Below are 16,269 nucleotides of genomic sequence, written 5' to 3'. Positions count from 1 at the left end.
CGCCGCCCACCCATGAGCGACCTGCTGATCCCCTACTACGAGCACCCGTCCGTCCGCCCCGCCGAATGGGACGCGATCATCGCCGCCGCGCCCCGGCTCCACGGTGTCGTACTGAACCCGGCCAGCGGCCCCGGCGACGCGCCCGACCCGGCGTTCGCCGAGGTCGCGGCCCGGCTGGCGGGCGCGGCCGTGCGGGTGCTCGGCTACGTCGACACCGACTACGGCCGCCGGCCGCACGCCGAGGTCGTCCGCGACATCGCCCGCCACCGCGACTGGTACCGAGCCGACGGCGTCTTCCTCGACCAGGTCGCCACGAGCCGCGCCGAGTTCGCGTACTACCAGCGACTCGCGACGGCCGCGTGGGGCGCCGGCTGCGGCACGCTCGCCCTGAACCACGGCACGGAGGCGGACCCGGCCTACGCCAGGATCGCCGACCTCCTGGTCACCTTCGAGGGCCCGTACGCCTCGTACACCCGGCTGGTCCGGCGGCACCGGCGGCCCGCCACCGGAGCGCGGCTGTGCCACCTGGTCTACGGAGTCCCGCCCGGAGTCGACCTGACGGAGACGGCCCGGTCCTACGGCGCCTCGGTGCACTGCGCGGTGCCCGGCCGGGGCCGGCATCCCTGGGGCACGCTGCCGCACACCGTCCGACACCCGCCGTGATCCGGCCCGACCTCGCTCAGCCCGGCCACCGCACTACGACCCGCTCAGCCCAGAGAGAGCACCACGAGCGCGGTCGTCGCCGCCGTCTCCGCGAGGCCGCCGAAGACATCGCCGGTGATGCCGCCGAAGCGGCGCGTGCAGTGCCGTAGGAGGAGTTCGGCGGCGGCGAGCGCGGCGAGGACCGCGAGGGCGGTGCGGGCGAGGTTGTCCGTCCCGAGCAGTGCTCCGGCCGCGGCGGCGGCCCCGGTCACGGCCAGGGCGACGGCCACCGCACCCCGTACCGGGACGACCCCGGCCACCGCGGCCCCCAGGCCCTCCGGCCGGGCGGCGGGTACGCCGGTCCGGGCGGCGAGGGTCAGGGCGAGGCGGGCGGCGACGGCCGCGACGACGGTGGCGAGCGCACCCCGGGCCCATGAGTCGTCGTACAGCCGCGACAGCGCGGCCACCTGCGCGAGCAGCACGAACACGAGCGTGATGACGCCGAACGGCCCGATGTCCGACTGCTTCATGATTCGCAGGGCGTCCTCGGCGGGCTTGCCGCTGCCGAGCCCGTCGGCGGTGTCGGCGAGCCCGTCGAGATGCAGCCCACGGGTGAGCGCGGCGGGTACGGCGGCGGCCGCGACGGCGGCGAGGAGGGAGCCGGAGCCGAGGAACAGCAGTACCAGCGCGAGCAGGGCGGCACCGCAGCCGAGGACGACCCCCACCAGCGGGGCGCAGAGCATCCCGCCGCGTGCCGCCTCCCGGTCCCAGCGGCTCACCCTGACGGGGATCACGCTCAGGGTGCCGAAGGCGAAACGGAGACCGTGCAGGTGCGGCGGGGTCATGGACACGCCCGCAGGGTAGCCCGGACGTCGTCCCCACCAGGCAGCCCACCCCTGACCGGCAGACACTGAGAGCATGGGTGACTGGTGGCAGGCCAACATCATCGAACCGGGCAAACTCCCGCTGCTCCTCGCCCTGACCGCGTTCGTGGTCACCTTCTTCGTCACCCGGCTCATCACCCGTCTCATCCGGGCGGGCAAGGGCCCCTTCCGCAACATCGAGACCGGCGCCGTCCACATCCACCACGTCGTCCCCGGAGTCGTCCTCACCGTCATCGGCGGCTTCTGCGCGGTCGCCGGCGGGCAGCGCGGCTTCGGCTCGGCGGCGGCCGCCGTGATCTTCGGGGTGGGCGCGGGCCTGGTCCTGGACGAGTTCGCGCTGATCCTGCACCTCGACGACGTCTACTGGACCAAGGACGGCCGCAAGAGCGTCGAGGTGGTCGTGCTCACCGTCGCCCTGGTCGGCCTGCTCCTGATCGGCTACGCGCCGTTCGGGGTGAACGATCTCAACGACAGCGAGATGCAGAACCGCGGGACGGTGCTCAGCACGATCGCCGTGAACTTCCTGATCGCCCTGATCGCCCTGTTCAAGGGCAAGCCCAAGATCGCGCTCTTCGGGGTGATCATCCCCTTCGTCGCGCTGTTCGGCGCGATCCGGCTGGCCCGTCCGACGTCCCCCTGGGCGAGACGCTTCTACCGCCGCCGGCCGCGCGCCCGCGCCAAGGCGACGCTGCGCGCCTACCACCACGACCGGCGCTGGCTCGGCCCCAGCCGCAAGTTTCAGGACTGGATCGGCGGCGCCCCCGACGTGGAACCGGCGCGGGCCCTGGAGCGCCGCTGACGCACCGCCGACACCGCGCACAGCACCAGCACCGCCGTGACGGCCGCGACGTGCTCCTTCCCGGCGAGGTTCGGCTTCAGCGCGACCTCGGCGACCATCGCCGCGATCACCACACCGGCCGTGACGTACGCCCCGTAGCGCCAGCCGAGGAACACGGCCAGCCCCACGACGGCCGCCGACGGCCCGGTGTCCACGACCCGTGCGTCCGAGGCGGGCAGCCCGAACGGGCTGTCCGGGCCGATCGCGACGGCCGCGCGCGCGTACAGGGTGCCGGCGAGGGTCGCGACGTAGGCGATGACGAGCGTGCGCCACCGGCCCAGGCACATCTCGGCGATCCCGAACGCGATCAGGACCTGCGCCAGCGCACCCCACACCGGCAGGTCGAGGGCGGGCACGAACAGCGACAGCGGCGTCCGCAGGAGCGCCAGCCACAGGGGGTCGTCGGCACGTACGGCGCCGAGATCCTGGACGATCCGGTACCCCCAGGGCCGGTTCTGCACGACCTGAGTGATCCCGGTCAGGCACACGACCCCGACGGTCATGGGCGCGGCCCGCCACCGCCGCTCCACCACGGCCCTGCGTACGGCGAGGTACAGCGCCCCCCACTCGGCACGGGCCCAGCGACCGAGGGTGTCAACTGTCACAAGTTGTGATCATATGTCCACCCTCGATGTCGGTCTCTCCGAGCCCGCGGCCGTCTATCCGGCTTCCGGCGCCTCGGAGTCCTCGGGCTTCGCCGGCTCCTCCAGCTCTTCCGCCTCGTCCGGCTTCTCCGGCAGTTCCGCCGCCAGTGCCGCGGCGGCCTGGACCGTCGGCAGCGCGAGCAGACCCCCGGCCCCCTCGCCCACCCGCACACCGTGGTCGAGCACCGGCTCCAGGGCCATCCGGTCCAGCGCCTTCGCCTGCCCCGGCTCCCCGCTGTCGTGCGCGGCCAGCCACCAGTCCGGCGCCCGGAACGCGATCCGCTGACCCACCAGTGCACAGGCGGCCACGACGACGCCGTCCAGCACCACGGGGAGCTTGCGCACCGCGCTCTGGAGCAGGAACCCGGTGATCGCGGCGAGGTCGGCCCCGCCCACCGTCGCGAGCAGTTGGAGCTGGTCCCCGAGCACCGGCCGGGCCCGCCGCAGCGCGTCCCGGATCGCCGCGCACTTGCGCATCCACACGAGGTCGTCGATGGCGAGGCCGCCCCGCCCGGTCACCACGGAAGCGTCGGTCCCGCACAGCGCGGCGACCAGCACCCCCGCTGCCGTGGTCCCACCGACGCTCACATCGCCGAGCACCACCAGATCCGTACCGGAGTCGGCCTCCTCGTCGGCCACCGCGACGCCGGCCCGGAAGGCCGCCTCGGCCTCCTCCGGCGTCAGTGCGTCCTCGATGTCGATACGGCCGCTGCCACGCCGCACCCGATGCCGTACGACCGCCTCCGGCAGCGACTCCGGGTCGCAGTCCAGCGACATGTCGACGACCCGCACCGGAACCCCGAGCCGCCGCGCGAGCACCGACACGGGCCGGCCGCCCGCCAGGATCTCCCGCACCAACTCCCCGGCGCCGCCCGCGGGCCGCGCCGACACGCCCAGCTCCGCGATGCCGTGGTCACCGGCGAACAGCACGACCCGCGGCTGTTCGATCGGCCGCACCGGCACCGCGGACTGCGCCGCCGACAGCCACTCGCCCAGTTCGTCGAGGCGGCCCAGCGCCCCGGGCGGCACGATCTGACGCTCACGGCGCGCCTCGGCGTCACGGCGCACCCCACCGTCGGGGCGCTCGATCAGGTCGGAGAAGTCGTCGAGATTAAGCGAGCTCATTCGCCGAACAGTACCGGCACCGGTCGAACAGAACGGCGCCACATGGCCACCACGAGGTCCGCCACGTCACCCCCGTATCCACGCGACGTCGTTGCACCCTAGATCCTCATCCCATACGTTCCGTTTTGCAGTGGATTGTCGGGGCATGCTCGGACCGTCTCGCACCGCCTGTGCCGTACGCCCCTCTCGTACGCCCCCACGCCCGGGAGCCGCCATGACCGCGACCGCACCCTCCGAACGCCCCCGCGCCGACTGCGCGTTCACCCCCGCCGGGTGCCGGGAGCACACCTACGTCCCGCGCCACCTGGGACTCACCCGGCGCGGCCCGCGCCGGCTGCGCGCCGCGGCCCGCGTGGCGCTCCCCCTCCCCGAGCCGGAGAGCTGGCTGGATGTCGGCACCGGGTACGCCCGCTTCCCGGAGACGGCGAAGGAGGTCTTCCCCTACACGGCGTTCGACGGCCTGGACCCGACCTACCGGGTCCTGCACGGACGGGTCGCCGAGCGGGTCGAGGAGGCCCACGTCGGCAGCCTCACCGACCCGCGCGTCACCGCCCGCCTGCGCGGCCGCTACGACGTCGTCAGCATGTTCCGCCACCTGGAACACGCCCCCGACCCCCGCGAGGAACTGCGCGCCGCCCTCACCGTCCTGCGCCCGGGCGGCCACCTCCTCCTCGAACTGCCCAACCCCCGCTGCCTGTTCGCCGGCCTGCTCGGCAGACTCTGGGTCCCGCACAGCCCTCCGGGCCATCTGCACCTGCTGCCCATGGAGACCCTGTGCGACGAACTCCGCGCCCAGGGCTGCACGATCGTCGCGACGGGCCACCGCACCGCGCACATCCCCTACGACCTCGCGGCCGCGACCTCACTGGTGCTCTCGTACCTGCTGCCGAGCCTGCTGTCGCCCCTGGGCTCCCCCCTGGTGGCCGCCGCCTGGACCCTGGACCACCTCCTGGCCCCACTCCTACGAGCCACCCGCTACTCGAACGCCTACAGAGTCATCGCCCGCAAGGAAGCACCCGAGCCGGACGCGCCCTGACCGGCAGCGCCGTCAGGGGCGCGGGGAACTGCGCGACCAGCCACGACGAGGCCGCAGACGCACGACGACAATCCGCAGCACCCTCATAGGCGAACTCGGCGAACTAGGCGAAGTCACCCGCGCAGCACAACCGCCTGCCCCGCCACCACCAGAACAACCTGCTCGCACTCACCCGCGAACGCGGCGTTCAACCGCCCCAGCTCGTCCCGGTACCGCCGCCCCGACGCCGTGGCCGGCACGATCCCCGACCCCACCTCGTTCGACACGGCGACAACGGTCCGCCGAGTGGCCCGCACCGCCTCCGTGAGCCCGCGCACGCGATCCCGCAGCGCCCGCTCCCCGCCCTCCGCCCACACCGCGTCGTCCCACGCCCCGACGGAGTCCATCGCGTCCGTCAGCCACAGGGACAGACAGTCGATCAGCAACGGCGCCCCGTCCTCGGAGAGGAGCGGCACCAGGTCGCACGTCTCCGCCGTACGCCACGACCCCGGCCGCCGTTCCCGGTGCACGGCCACCCGCGCCGCCCACTCGTTGTCCCCGCCCCGCGTACCGCCGGTCGCGACGTACAGCACGTCCGGGAAGGACTCAAGACGCCGTTCCGCCTCGACGGACTTGCCCGACCGGGCGCCGCCCACCACCAGGGTCCGCCGCGGCACGTCCGGCACGTCCTCGTACGCCCCCACTTCCAGCGTCGTCCCGTCCGGCACGGCCCGCGCGCCCGCCGCGGCCAGCCGGCGCCGCAACTCCGCGCCCGGCGCCGCGTCATGGTCCAGATGGACGGCGATGACGTCCGTCGTCGGCCCGACGGCCCCCACCGCCCGCAGCTTGGCCAGGGCGTCCGGCCGCCCCACCACATCGGCGACGACCATGTCGTACATCCCGTCGGCGCCGTTCTCCAGTCCGGCCGGCGCACCCCCGGGCGGCAGATACAGCAGCCGCTGCCCGTCCGGCCCGGTCACCGCGTACCCGGTGCCCGGCGCGTCCATCGCCACCGCCCGCACCCGATGCCCCGTCAGCAGCGCCAACTCCCGCCCGTCCGGCACCCGCCCGGGCTGCGGCAGCCCGGCCGGCACCTCCACGGCGGGCCCGTCGTGCGGATGCGACAGCAGCACCTGGCGTACGTTCCCCAGCGAACGCCCGGCGCGCGCCGCCGCGAACGCCGCCCCGGGCGTCAGATCGAGCAGCAGCGCTCCGTCCACGAGCAGCGCGGTGGCCGCCCGGGCGTCACCGCCGAGCGCACTGGCACACGCAGCGCACGGACAGTCGGGGCGGGGGAGTCCCGCGGGGGCACCGGTGCCGAGGAGAGTCAGTTCCACGCACTGATTTTCGCCGCTCGCCGCTCGTCCCGCGTGATGGAGGCCCCCTAAGGAGCAGACGCACACGAACCGCATACGCTGGTGCACTCAACGTGCTGACACCTTGGAGGCGTACATGGCGGCATGGACGTGGCGGTTCGAGAAGGCCGACGGGGCGGAGATCCAGCCCGCGGTGCAGCCCGAGGAGTTCACCACCCAGGGGGACGCGGAATCCTGGATCGGGGAGCACTGGAAGGCACTTCAGGAGGGCGGCGCGGACCAGGTGCGGCTGTTCGAGGACGCCACGGAGATCTACGGGCCGATGAGCCTGCACGCCGAGGCGTGACCGGGCGGGGGCGAGGGGCGCACCCCTTCGCCCCCCGTCACTGTTCGCCCAGCGTCACATCGGCCTTCTTCCGGTCACCGTCGCGGGTGTAGGTCACCGTCGTCTCGTCCCCCGGCTTGTCGCCGGCCAGTGCCTCGGACAGCGAGGTGATGGTGGTGATCTCCGTGTCCCCCAGCCGGGTGATGATGTCGCCGGGCTCCAGACCGGCCTCGTCGGCCGCCCCGCCCTCCTGCACCTCGACCACGGCCACGCCGGCCGCCTGATAGTCGTCGTTGACGACGGTACGGCCGGTGATGCCGAGCGCGGCCCGGCCCGAGTCGGTGACCCGGCCGTCCTCGATGATCTGGTCGGCGATGTTGCGCACCGTCGACGCGGGGATCGCGAACCCGATGCCGGGCGCCGCGCTGTTCCCGACGTCCGGGTCCACGGCGGCCAGCGTCGGCACGCCGATGACCTCGCTGTCGAGGTTCACCAGGGCGCCACCGCTGTTGCCGGGGTTGATGGCCGCAGACGTCTGGACCATGTTGGCGATCGTCGCGCCCGTGGTGCCGTCGCCGCCCTCGGTGACGGTCCGTCCGGTCGCCGAGACGATGCCCTGCGTCACGCTGGACGACAGCCCGAGCGGCGAGCCCATCGCCAGCACGATCTGCCCCACCTCGACCTTCGAGGAGTCCCCGAACTTCGCCGCCTTCAGCCCGTCCGGCGGGTCCTGGAGCTTGACCACGGCGAGGTCCTGCTGCGGATAGGAGGACACCAGCTGGGCGGTGAGCTCCTTCTCGCTGCCGGCGGTCGTCACCCGGAAGGTCTTCTCGTCGCCGACGACGTGCGCGTTGGTGACGATGTGCCCCTGGTCGTCGTAGACCACGCCCGACCCCAGATCACGTCTGCCCTGGATCTGCACGACCGACGGCAGCACGCTCCTGATCACCTTCAGATAGCCGTCCTGGAGGTCGTCCACCGCCCGGGGTGTCCTCGGCAGGGCGGCCTGGGTCGTCGAGTCCCCCTCCTCACGCGACGACGAGGAGAAGGGGGAGGACGAACAGGCCGACAGGAGGCCGAGGCAGCACAGCAGGGCGAGGACCGCGACGACCGGACGCCGGGTCCGCAAACGGCGAGCATCCATGCCCCGAGTCTCACCGCGGGGCAGGCGACCGGCGCGTGCTGCTCACCCGAACGGGGTCAGCCGCGGACCCCGCACAGATGCAGCAGCGCCGCGACGCTCCGATACGGATCGGCCTTCCCGGCCCGCTCCTCGACCGCCAGCAGCGCCTCGACGTCCGCCGGGACCCCGGCCCCTTCCGCCGCCGTGTCGGTGAACACCCGCACCCCGTACCAGGCGTGCAGCGGCGCCCCGATCCCCGCGAGCGTCGCCGTCAGGTCCGACAGCCGGTCGGCCCGTACGTCGCCCCCGGGCCGCACCGGGCTCCCGCCGTCGTCCGAGGTCACCCGCGGATGGGGCAGATGGGCGGTGGCGTCGAAGGCGGACAGCGCCGCGGACCAGTCCCCGGACAGCCCGGGCCGCATCGCGAGCGCGTCGCCGTTGCACACGAGCAGCGACAGCAGACCGCCCGGCGCGAGCATCCGGGCCAGCCCCGCCAGCATCGGGTCGGGCTCCTCGATGTGCATCAGCACGCCGTGGCACAGCACGACGTCGAAGCTGCCCGGCAGGAAGTGGACGCCGGTGTCCCGCCCGTCGCTCTGGACGAGCCGCACCCGCTCCCGGATCCCCTCCGGCTCACCGGCCAGCTCCGCACGGGCCGCGGAGATCAGCGTCGCATCCTGCTCGACACCGGTCACCTGGTGCCCGGCGCGGGCGAGCCGAAGCGCCTGCGCGCCCCCGCCCATCCCGACGTCGAGCACCCGCAGCCGCTGCCCGACCGGGAAACGTCCCGCTATCTGTTCGTCGAGCTGCCGGGCCACCAGCTCCTGTCGTACGACTTCACGCAGCCCACCCGGCCCATCGATCAGGGCCTCGGCCGCACCCCCGGGGACAGCAGCAGCGCTCAGGGCCGCTCTCCGCGCTTGACCTGCGGCTTCGGCAGCCGGAGCCGGCGCATCTGGAGCGAGCGCATCAGCGCGTAGGCGACGGCGCCGCGCTTGTTGTCGTCGGGGAAGCGCTCCGCGAGCCGCTTCTTGATCCGGAAGCCGGTGACGACCGAGTCCAGCACGATGAGGACGATCACGATCAGCCACAGCAGCAGCGCGATGTTCTGCAACGCGGGCACCTGCACGATGCTCAGCACGAGGATGACCACGGCCATCGGCAGGAAGAACTCCGCGATGTTGAAACGCGAGTCGATGAAGTCACGCGCGAACTTGCGGACCGGACCCTTGTCACGGGCCGGCAGGTACCGCTCGTCGCCCCCGGCCAGCGCGTTGCGCTGCTTCTCCATGGCGGCACGGCGCTCCTCGCGCCCGCGCTTGGCGGCCTCCTTGCGCGTCGTCGGCGTGTTGGCCACGCTGCGACGCTGCGACTGGGCCGCACTGCGCTTGGGCGTGGGCCGGCCCTTCGGGGCCTCGGGGTGACGGGTCTCATTGGAGTCGGTCACCAGCGCCTTGTCGGCGGTCTGGGCCTTCTCTTCCTTCGCACGGCTACGGAACACAAAACCCAAGGGTACGGGGTGCCCGGGGTTGGACCCCAGCCCCGTGGGGAACGATCCGGCAACACCAGTCGTCGTAAGGGGACAGAGGGGACGTCGCAGACGGTTCGTCCGGCGGCCACGGGGGAGGCACGTGGGCGGCACCGGGTGGGCACCCGGGAGTCACCTACTCCTTACGCCGGAGCGCGATCGTACGCAGTCGTCCTTGGGGATGAGCGCATCCGTCCCCGAACAGTGCGTCAATGGATGCAGGGCCCGTACTGTGGGTTCTGTCGCAGAGCTGGAGCTGGACGTCAGAAGGGGGCGCGCGAAGCCCATGAGCGGTGTCATGAAGCGTATGGGGATGATCTTCCGCGCGAAGGCGAACAAGGCCCTTGATCGGGCCGAGGACCCGCGCGAGACCCTCGATTACTCGTACCAGAAGCAGCTGGAGCTGCTCCAGAAGGTGCGCCGCGGCGTCGCGGACGTCGCCACGTCGCGCAAGCGTCTGGAGCTCCAGCTGAACCAGCTGCAGCAGCAGTCGTCGAAGCTGGAGGACCAGGGCCGCAAGGCGCTCGCGCTGGGCCGCGAGGACCTGGCCCGCGAGGCGCTCTCGCGCCGCGCCGCCCTCCAGCAGCAGGTGACGGACCTGGAGACCCAGCACGCGACCTTGCAGGGCGAGGAGGAGAAGCTCACCCTCGCGGCCCAGCGGCTCCAGGCCAAGGTCGACGCCTTCCGTACGAAGAAGGAGACGATCAAGGCCACGTACACCGCGGCCCAGGCCCAGACCCGGATCGGCGAGGCGTTCTCCGGCATCTCCGAGGAGATGGGCGACGTCGGCCTGGCGATCCAGCGGGCCGAGGACAAGACGGCCCAGCTCCAGGCCCGCGCCGGCGCCATCGACGAGCTGCTCGCCTCCGGTGCCCTGGACGACCAGTCCGGCATGCACAAGGACGACATCCAGGCCGAGCTGGACCGGCTCTCCGGTGGTACGGATGTAGAGCTGGAACTGCAGCGCATGAAGGCGGAGCTGGCGGGAGGCCCGTCGGCCGGCCAGCAGGCCATCGAGGGCGGCTCGGGCCAGCAGTCCCAGCAGCAGCCGCAGGACACCCCGCGCTTCGACAAGCAGTAGCCGTAGCCGACGGCCGGGGCCCACGCCTAGGAGGGCGCGATGGGCGACATGATCGTCCGGATCATGGGTGAGGGGCAGGTGAAGCTGTCCGACAGCCACCTGCCCGAGCTCAACAAGCTCGACGACGAGCTCCTCGTGGAGATGGAGAGCGGCGACGGCCCCGGGTTCCGCCGCACCCTCACCGCTCTCCTGTCCAAGGTCCGCGAACTGGGCACGCCCCTGCCCGACGACTCCCTCGAACCGTCGGAACTGATCCTGCCGTCCTCGGACGCGACCCTGGAGGAGGTCCGGGAGCTGCTCAGCGACGACGGTCTGATTCCGGGGTAGGTGAATCAGCCCGAGCCGCGACGCCGCGTTCGAATCGTGCGGAACCTCAAGTCCACCCCCGTTCCAAGCCCCGCGGGGACGCCGTACCGTAATTCAGCGTGAGCACCCTCGAACGCGCCAGGCAGCACCTCAAAGCGCACCCCATGGCGCTGGACACGGCGCTGGCGGTCGGTGTGCTGGCGTGCATGGTGGCCGGCTCGTTCGTGGACCCGCACGGGAAGAGCGGCGTCACCTGGGCCCTGCGCACCCCGGACGTGCTCAGCCTCGTGCTCATCACCCTCGGCTCCGCGGCCCTGGCCTTCCGCCGCCGCGCCCCCATGACGGTGCTCGCCCTCACCGGCGCGGTCTCCCTCGTGGAGTCCGTCACCGGTGACCCCCGCGCCCCGGTCGCCATGTCCGCGGTCATCGCCCTGTACACCGTCGCCTCGACCACCGACCGCACCACCACCTGGCGCGTCGGCCTGCTCACCATCACCGTGCTGACCGGCGCGGCGATGCTCGCGGGACCGCTGCCCTGGTACGCCCAGGAGAACCTCGCGATCTTCGCCTGGACCGGCATCGGCGCCACCGCGGGCGACGCGGTCCGCAGCCGCCGCGCCGTCGTCGCCGCCATCCGCGAGCGCGCCGAGCGGGCCGAGCGCACCCGCGAGGAGGAGGCCCGCCGCCGCGTCGCCGAGGAGCGGCTGCGCATCGCCCGGGACCTGCACGACGTCGTCGCCCACCACATAGCCCTGGTCAATGTGCAGGCCGGAGTCGCCGCCCACGTCATGGACCGGCGGCCCGACCAGGCCAAGGAGGCCCTCGCCCACGTGCGCGAGGCGAGCCGCTCCGCGCTCAACGAGCTGCGGGCCACGGTCGGCCTGCTGCGCCAGTCCGGCGACCCCGAGGCGCCCACCGAGCCCGCCCCCGGCCTCGACCGTCTCGACGAACTCGCGGGCACCTTCCGCAGCGCCGGTCTCCCCGTCGAGGTCGCCCGCACCGACCAGGGCACCACCCTCCCGGCCGCCGTGGACCTGGCCGCCTACCGGGTCATCCAGGAGGCGCTCACCAATGTCCAGAAGCACGCGGGCACGGCCGCCAGGGCCGAGGTGAGCGTCGTGCGCGTCGGGCCGAACGTCGAGATCACGGTCCTCGACGACGGCGCCGGCGACGACGACACCGTCGAGGGCGGCGGCCACGGCCTGCTCGGCATGCGCGAACGCGTCACCGCCCTGCGCGGCACCCTCACCACCGGCCCGCGCTACGGCGGCGGCTTCCGCGTCCATGCGATCCTGCCGGTCAAGAGCCGTACCCGCGCAGCGGAGGACGCCGTATGACGACGCCGCGGAACTCAGGAGCCCCCCGCGGCAGTTGTCGTATCACCAAGCCGTCCGCCCCGTGAACCGCTGAGGACTCCGCATGACCATCCGCGTCCTGCTCGCCGACGACCAGGCCCTGCTGCGCAGCGCCTTCCGGGTGCTGGTCGACTCCGAGCCCGACATGGAGGTCGTCGGCGAGGCGTCCGACGGCGCCGAGGCGGTGCGCCTCGCCAAGGAGCGCGGCGCCGACGTCGTCCTGATGGACATCCGGATGCCCGGCACCGACGGCCTCGCCGCCACCCGCATGATCAGCGCCGACCCGGCCCTCGCCCATGTCCGGGTCGTCATCCTCACCACCTTCGAGGTCGACGACTACGTCGTGCAGTCCCTGCGCGCGGGAGCCTCCGGCTTCCTCGGCAAGGGCTCCGAACCCGACGAACTCCTCAGCGCCATCCGCGTCGCGGCCGGCGGCGAGGCGCTGCTCTCACCGACCGCCACCAAGGGCCTGATCGCCCGTTTCCTCGCCCAGGGCGACGGCGACGACGACCGCGACCCGGCGCGCGCCGAGCGGCTCGACGCCCTCACCGGCCGCGAGCGCGAGGTCCTGGTCCAGGTCGCGGGCGGGCACTCCAACGACGAGATCGCCGAGCGCTTGGAGGTCAGCCCGCTGACCGTGAAGACGCACGTCAACCGGGCCATGTCGAAGCTCGGCGCCCGCGACCGGGCCCAGCTCGTGGTGATCGCGTACGAGTCGGGGCTGGTACGTCCAAGGGTGGAGTGAACCCGACCCCGCGTACTGCGCCCGGAGTATGCGCCGCATAAGGAAATGGACCTGGGGCCTACGAAACGGGGCTTGCCGATGGCTGAGGGTGTAGGGGCGGGAGCTGCCCGCTTCTGCCGCTCACAGAAGAGAGACCCTCACCCATGTCCTGGCTGTCCCGATTCAGCCTCGCCCAACGCGCCCTGGTAGGGCTGATCTCGATCATCGCGATCGCCTTCGGCGCGATCGCGATACCTCAGCTCAAGCAGCAGCTCCTGCCGTCCATCGAACTGCCCATGGTGTCCGTCCTCGCGCCGTACCAGGGCGCGTCGCCGGACGTGGTCGAGAAGCAGGTCGTCGAGCCGATCGAGGACAGCCTCGAAGCCGTCGACGGCATCACCGGCGTCACCTCCACGGCCAGCGAGGGCAACGCCGTGATCATGGCGTCCTTCGACTACGGCCCCGACACCCAGCAGCTCGTCGCCGACGTCCAGCAGGCCGTCAACCGGGCCCGGATCCAGTTGCCCGACGACGTGGACCCGCAGGTCATCGCCGGCTCCACGGACGACATCCCGACCGTCGTCCTCGCCGTCACCTCCGGCAAGGACCAGCAGGCCCTGGCCGACAAGCTCGACCGCACCCTGGTGCCGGACCTGAAGGACATCGACGGCGTCGGCCAGGTCACCGTCGACGGTGTGCGCGACCTCCAGGTCACCGTCACGCCCGACGACGCCAAGCTGGCGAAGGCCGGCCTGACCTCGGCGGCCGTCTCCCAGGCCCTCCAGGCGGGCGGCGCCACCGTGCCGGCCGGCTCCTTCGACGAGGACGGCGGCAACCGCACCGTCCAGGTCGGCGGCGGCCTCACCTCGCTGAAGCAGATCGAGGACCTGATGGTGAGCGGCGAGCCCGGCTCCGGCAAGCCGGTCCGCCTCGGCTCCGTCGCCTCCGTGAAGCAGGAGCAGGCCCCGGCCGACTCCATCACCCGCACCGACGGCAAGCCGTCCCTCGCGGTCTCGGTCACCATGGACCGCGACGGCAGCGCGGTCGCCATCTCGGACGCCGTCGAGGACAAGCTCCCGGAGATCCGCAAGGACCTCGGCGCGGACGCCACCGTCACCGTGGTCAGCGACCAGGGCCCGGCCGTGAAGAAGTCCATCGACGGTCTGACCACGGAGGGCGCGCTCGGTCTGCTCTTCGCGGTGCTGATCATCCTGGTCTTCCTGGCGTCGATCCGCTCGACGCTGGTCACCGCGGTCAGCATCCCGCTCTCCGTCGTGCTGGCCCTGATCGTCCTGTGGACCAGGGACCTCTCCCTGAACATGCTGACCCTCGGCGCGCTCACCATCGCCATCGGCCGTGTCGTCGACGACTCGATCGTGGTCCTGGAGAACATCAAGCGTCACCTCGGCTACGGCGAGGAGCGCGAGGACGCCATCATCAAGGCGGTCCGCGAGGTCGCCGGCGCGGTGACCTCCTCGACGCTCACCACGGTGGCCGTGTTCCTGCCGATCGGCCTGGTCGGCGGCATGGTGGGCGAGCTGTTCGGCTCGTTCAGCCTGACCGTGACGGCCGCGCTGCTCGCGTCGCTGCTGGTGTCGCTGACGGTCGTCCCCGTCCTGTCGTACTGGTTCCTGCGCGCCCCGAAGGGCACCCCGGAGGACGCCGACGAGGCGCGCCGGATCGCCGAGGAGAAGGAGGCGAGGAGCAGGCTCCAGCGCATCTACGTCCCCGTCCTGCGGTTCGCGACGCGGCGCCGGCTGACCAGTGTGCTGCTGGCGATCGTCATCCTCGTCGGCACGTTCGGCATGGCTCCGCTGCTGAAGACGAACTTCTTCGACCAGGGCGAGCAGGAAGTCCTCACCGTCAAGCAGGAGTTGAAGCCCGGCACCAGCCTGGCCGCGACCGACGAGCAGGCGAAGAAGGTCGAGCGGCTGCTCGCCGACACCAAGGGCGTCAAGGACTACCAGGTCACCATCGGCTCGTCCGGCTTCATGGCGGCCTTCGGCGGCGGCACCGACACCAACCAGGCGTCCTACCAGGTGATGCTGGAGGACTCCGCGTCCTACGACGACGTCCAGGGCCGCATCGAGGCGGGCCTGAAGAAGCTCGACGGCGTCGGCACCACCACGATCGCCGCCGGTGACGGCTTCGGCGCCCAGGACCTGAGCGTCGTCGTGAAGGCGGCCGACGGGGACGTGCTGCGCAAGGCGTCCGAGCAGGTCCGCGAGGCGGTCGCCGGACTGGACGACGTCACCGACGTCACCAGCGACCTGGCGCAGAGCGTGCCGCGCGTCTCGGTGAAGGCCAACGACAAGGCGGCCGCGGCGGGCTTCAACGACCAGACCCTCGGTCTCGCCGTCGCCCAGGCGGTGCGCGGCAACACCGCCGCCCAGGCGACCCTGGACGACACCGAGCGCGACATCGTCATCAGGTCGGAAAAGCCGGCGACGACCCTGAAGCAGCTTCAGGGCCTGCGCCTCGGCCCGGTGAAGCTGGGTGACATCGCGGACGTGAAGCTGGTGGACGGACCGGTCTCGATGACCCGGATCGACGGCCAGCGCGCGGCCACCATCACCGCGAAGCCGACCGGCGACAACACGGGCGCGGTCAGCGCGGACCTCCAGTCGAAGATCGATCAGCTGACGCTCCCGGCGGGCGCGACGGCCTCGATCGGCGGTGTCTCCGAGGACCAGGACGAGGCGTTCGTCAACCTGGGCCTGGCCATGCTCGCGGCCATCGCGATCGTCTTCATGCTGCTGGTCGCGACGTTCCGCTCGCTGGCCCAGCCGCTGATCCTGCTGGTGTCGATCCCGTTCGCCGCGACCGGCGCGATCGGTCTCCTGGTGGCGACCGGCACCCCGATGGGCGTCCCCGCGATGATCGGCATGCTGATGCTGATCGGCATCGTGGTGACGAACGCGATCGTGCTGATCGACCTCATCAACCAGTACCGGGGGCAGGGTTACGGCGTCGTCGAGGCCGTGATCGAGGGCGGCCGGCACCGGCTGCGCCCGATCCTCATGACGGCCCTGGCGACGATCTTCGCCCTGCTGCCCATGGCCCTGGGCGTCACCGGCGAGGGCGGCTTCATCGCCCAGCCGCTGGCCGTGGTCGTGATCGGCGGTCTGATCACCTCCACCCTGCTGACCCTCCTCCTCGTCCCGACGCTCTACGCGATGCTGGAGCTCCGCAAGGAGCGCCGGGCGAAGAAGCGCGCGGCGAAGCGGGCGAAGAAGGCGGGGCTCGCCGAGCAGCCGGCGAAGGACGCCTCGGACGAGGCGGAGCCCGCGTCCGTGTGAGCGGGTGACCCCGTGAGCGAGTGACCCGCGGTGGCCGGGTCCCGAACCGGAAAGCACGGTTCGG

Annotated in this window: 16 protein-coding genes; 9 read left to right on the top strand and 7 right to left on the bottom strand. The window is 72.4% G+C overall.

Going from position 1 to position 16,269, the window contains the following annotated elements:
- Positions 1–12: 12 nt before the first annotated feature.
- Entirely contained in the window at positions 13–663 is a 651-nt protein-coding gene (locus tag PGH47_RS11880; protein WP_271663391.1) for a spherulation-specific family 4 protein, read from the top strand.
- A gap of 44 nt (positions 664–707) precedes the next feature.
- On the opposite strand, the gene PGH47_RS11875 is transcribed toward PGH47_RS11880, so the two are convergent.
- Complete coding sequence (locus PGH47_RS11875) at positions 708–1,487, bottom strand: adenosylcobinamide-GDP ribazoletransferase (protein WP_271668032.1); 780 nt, start codon at positions 1,485–1,487, stop codon at positions 708–710.
- 73 nt (positions 1,488–1,560) lie between these two features.
- Here PGH47_RS11875 and PGH47_RS11870 point away from each other — a divergent pair, with 73 nt between their 5' ends.
- Entirely contained in the window at positions 1,561–2,325 is a 765-nt protein-coding gene (locus PGH47_RS11870) for a hypothetical protein (protein WP_271663390.1), read from the top strand.
- Here the strand turns inward: PGH47_RS11870 and PGH47_RS11865 are convergent.
- Positions 2,265–2,969 (bottom strand): hypothetical protein, encoded by a 705-nt coding sequence (locus PGH47_RS11865; RefSeq protein WP_271663389.1) that lies wholly within the window; start codon positions 2,967–2,969, stop codon positions 2,265–2,267. The two genes, PGH47_RS11870 and PGH47_RS11865, sit on opposite strands and share 61 nt — an antisense overlap.
- 54 nt (positions 2,970–3,023) lie before the next feature.
- Complete coding sequence (gene cobT, locus PGH47_RS11860) at positions 3,024–4,133, bottom strand: nicotinate-nucleotide--dimethylbenzimidazole phosphoribosyltransferase (protein WP_271663388.1); 1,110 nt, start codon at positions 4,131–4,133, stop codon at positions 3,024–3,026.
- Positions 4,134–4,347: 214 nt separating this feature from the next.
- On the opposite strand from cobT, the gene PGH47_RS11855 reads away from it, so the two are divergent.
- Positions 4,348–5,169 (top strand): class I SAM-dependent methyltransferase, encoded by an 822-nt coding sequence (locus PGH47_RS11855; protein WP_271663387.1) that lies wholly within the window; start codon positions 4,348–4,350, stop codon positions 5,167–5,169.
- Positions 5,170–5,282: 113 nt separating this feature from the next.
- Here PGH47_RS11855 and PGH47_RS11850 read toward each other — a convergent pair whose 3' ends face one another.
- Positions 5,283–6,485: a bifunctional adenosylcobinamide kinase/adenosylcobinamide-phosphate guanylyltransferase gene (locus PGH47_RS11850; protein ID WP_271663386.1), complete on the bottom strand. Its 1,203-nt coding sequence runs from the start codon at positions 6,483–6,485 to the stop codon at positions 5,283–5,285.
- A 115-nt stretch (positions 6,486–6,600) separates the two neighbouring features.
- Here PGH47_RS11850 and PGH47_RS11845 point away from each other — a divergent pair, with 115 nt between their 5' ends.
- Complete coding sequence (locus PGH47_RS11845) at positions 6,601–6,810, top strand: hypothetical protein (RefSeq protein ID WP_030967709.1); 210 nt, start codon at positions 6,601–6,603, stop codon at positions 6,808–6,810.
- Between the two features lie 37 nt (positions 6,811–6,847).
- Here the strand turns inward: PGH47_RS11845 and PGH47_RS11840 are convergent, their stop codons facing one another.
- The 3 genes from PGH47_RS11840 to PGH47_RS11830 form a co-directional block, all read right to left on the bottom strand.
- Positions 6,848–7,933 carry a S1C family serine protease gene (locus tag PGH47_RS11840; RefSeq protein ID WP_271663385.1) on the bottom strand — a complete coding sequence of 362 codons (1,086 nt, stop codon included), beginning with the start codon at positions 7,931–7,933 and terminating at the stop codon, positions 6,848–6,850.
- Between the two features lie 56 nt (positions 7,934–7,989).
- Complete coding sequence (locus PGH47_RS11835) at positions 7,990–8,730, bottom strand: class I SAM-dependent methyltransferase (protein ID WP_271663384.1); 741 nt, start codon at positions 8,728–8,730, stop codon at positions 7,990–7,992.
- 83 nt (positions 8,731–8,813) lie between these two features.
- Positions 8,814–9,452: a DUF3043 domain-containing protein gene (locus PGH47_RS11830; protein ID WP_125525241.1), complete on the bottom strand. Its 639-nt coding sequence runs from the start codon at positions 9,450–9,452 to the stop codon at positions 8,814–8,816.
- Positions 9,453–9,753: 301 nt separating this feature from the next.
- Between PGH47_RS11830 and PGH47_RS11825 the strand changes: the two genes are divergently transcribed.
- The 5 genes from PGH47_RS11825 to PGH47_RS11805 all read left to right on the top strand — a co-directional run bounded on the left by PGH47_RS11825 (position 9,754) and on the right by PGH47_RS11805 (position 16,205).
- The gene (locus PGH47_RS11825; protein ID WP_260609300.1) at positions 9,754–10,521 is read left to right on the top strand and encodes a PspA/IM30 family protein; all 768 of its coding nucleotides are present in this window, start codon (positions 9,754–9,756) and stop codon (positions 10,519–10,521) included.
- Positions 10,522–10,569: 48 nt separating this feature from the next.
- Entirely contained in the window at positions 10,570–10,848 is a 279-nt protein-coding gene (gene pspAA / locus PGH47_RS11820) for a PspA-associated protein PspAA (RefSeq protein ID WP_271668031.1), read from the top strand.
- Positions 10,849–10,946: 98 nt separating this feature from the next.
- On the top strand, positions 10,947–12,164 hold the full coding sequence (locus tag PGH47_RS11815; RefSeq protein WP_271663383.1) for a sensor histidine kinase: 1,218 nt from the start codon (positions 10,947–10,949) through the stop codon (positions 12,162–12,164).
- 82 nt (positions 12,165–12,246) lie between these two features.
- Positions 12,247–12,927, top strand: coding sequence for a response regulator (locus PGH47_RS11810; RefSeq protein WP_271663382.1), 681 nt, complete (start codon positions 12,247–12,249; stop codon positions 12,925–12,927).
- A gap of 143 nt (positions 12,928–13,070) precedes the next feature.
- The gene (locus PGH47_RS11805) at positions 13,071–16,205 is read left to right on the top strand and encodes an efflux RND transporter permease subunit (RefSeq protein ID WP_271663381.1); all 3,135 of its coding nucleotides are present in this window, start codon (positions 13,071–13,073) and stop codon (positions 16,203–16,205) included.
- The last annotated feature ends 64 nt before the right edge of the window (positions 16,206–16,269 follow it).

Origin of the sequence: Streptomyces sp. HUAS 31, assembly GCF_028198125.1 — a bacterium.
Taxonomy (GTDB): domain Bacteria; phylum Actinomycetota; class Actinomycetes; order Streptomycetales; family Streptomycetaceae; genus Streptomyces; species Streptomyces chartreusis.
The sequence above is the reverse complement of the archived record's forward strand: the minus strand, read 5'-3'. Positions and strand labels throughout refer to the sequence as shown.

Coding starts and splice junctions, on each gene's coding strand:
- PGH47_RS11880 (WP_271663391.1), top strand. CDS start 13: ATGAGCGACCTGCTGATCCCCTACTACGAGCACCCGTCCGTCCGCCCC.
- PGH47_RS11875 (WP_271668032.1), bottom strand. CDS start 1,487: ATGACCCCGCCGCACCTGCACGGTCTCCGTTTCGCCTTCGGCACCCTG.
- PGH47_RS11870 (WP_271663390.1), top strand. CDS start 1,561: ATGGGTGACTGGTGGCAGGCCAACATCATCGAACCGGGCAAACTCCCG.
- cobT (WP_271663388.1), bottom strand. CDS start 4,133: ATGAGCTCGCTTAATCTCGACGACTTCTCCGACCTGATCGAGCGCCCC.
- PGH47_RS11855 (WP_271663387.1), top strand. CDS start 4,348: ATGACCGCGACCGCACCCTCCGAACGCCCCCGCGCCGACTGCGCGTTC.
- PGH47_RS11845 (WP_030967709.1), top strand. CDS start 6,601: ATGGCGGCATGGACGTGGCGGTTCGAGAAGGCCGACGGGGCGGAGATC.
- PGH47_RS11840 (WP_271663385.1), bottom strand. CDS start 7,933: ATGGATGCTCGCCGTTTGCGGACCCGGCGTCCGGTCGTCGCGGTCCTC.
- PGH47_RS11825 (WP_260609300.1), top strand. CDS start 9,754: ATGATCTTCCGCGCGAAGGCGAACAAGGCCCTTGATCGGGCCGAGGAC.
- pspAA (WP_271668031.1), top strand. CDS start 10,570: ATGATCGTCCGGATCATGGGTGAGGGGCAGGTGAAGCTGTCCGACAGC.
- PGH47_RS11810 (WP_271663382.1), top strand. CDS start 12,247: ATGACCATCCGCGTCCTGCTCGCCGACGACCAGGCCCTGCTGCGCAGC.
- PGH47_RS11805 (WP_271663381.1), top strand. CDS start 13,071: ATGTCCTGGCTGTCCCGATTCAGCCTCGCCCAACGCGCCCTGGTAGGG.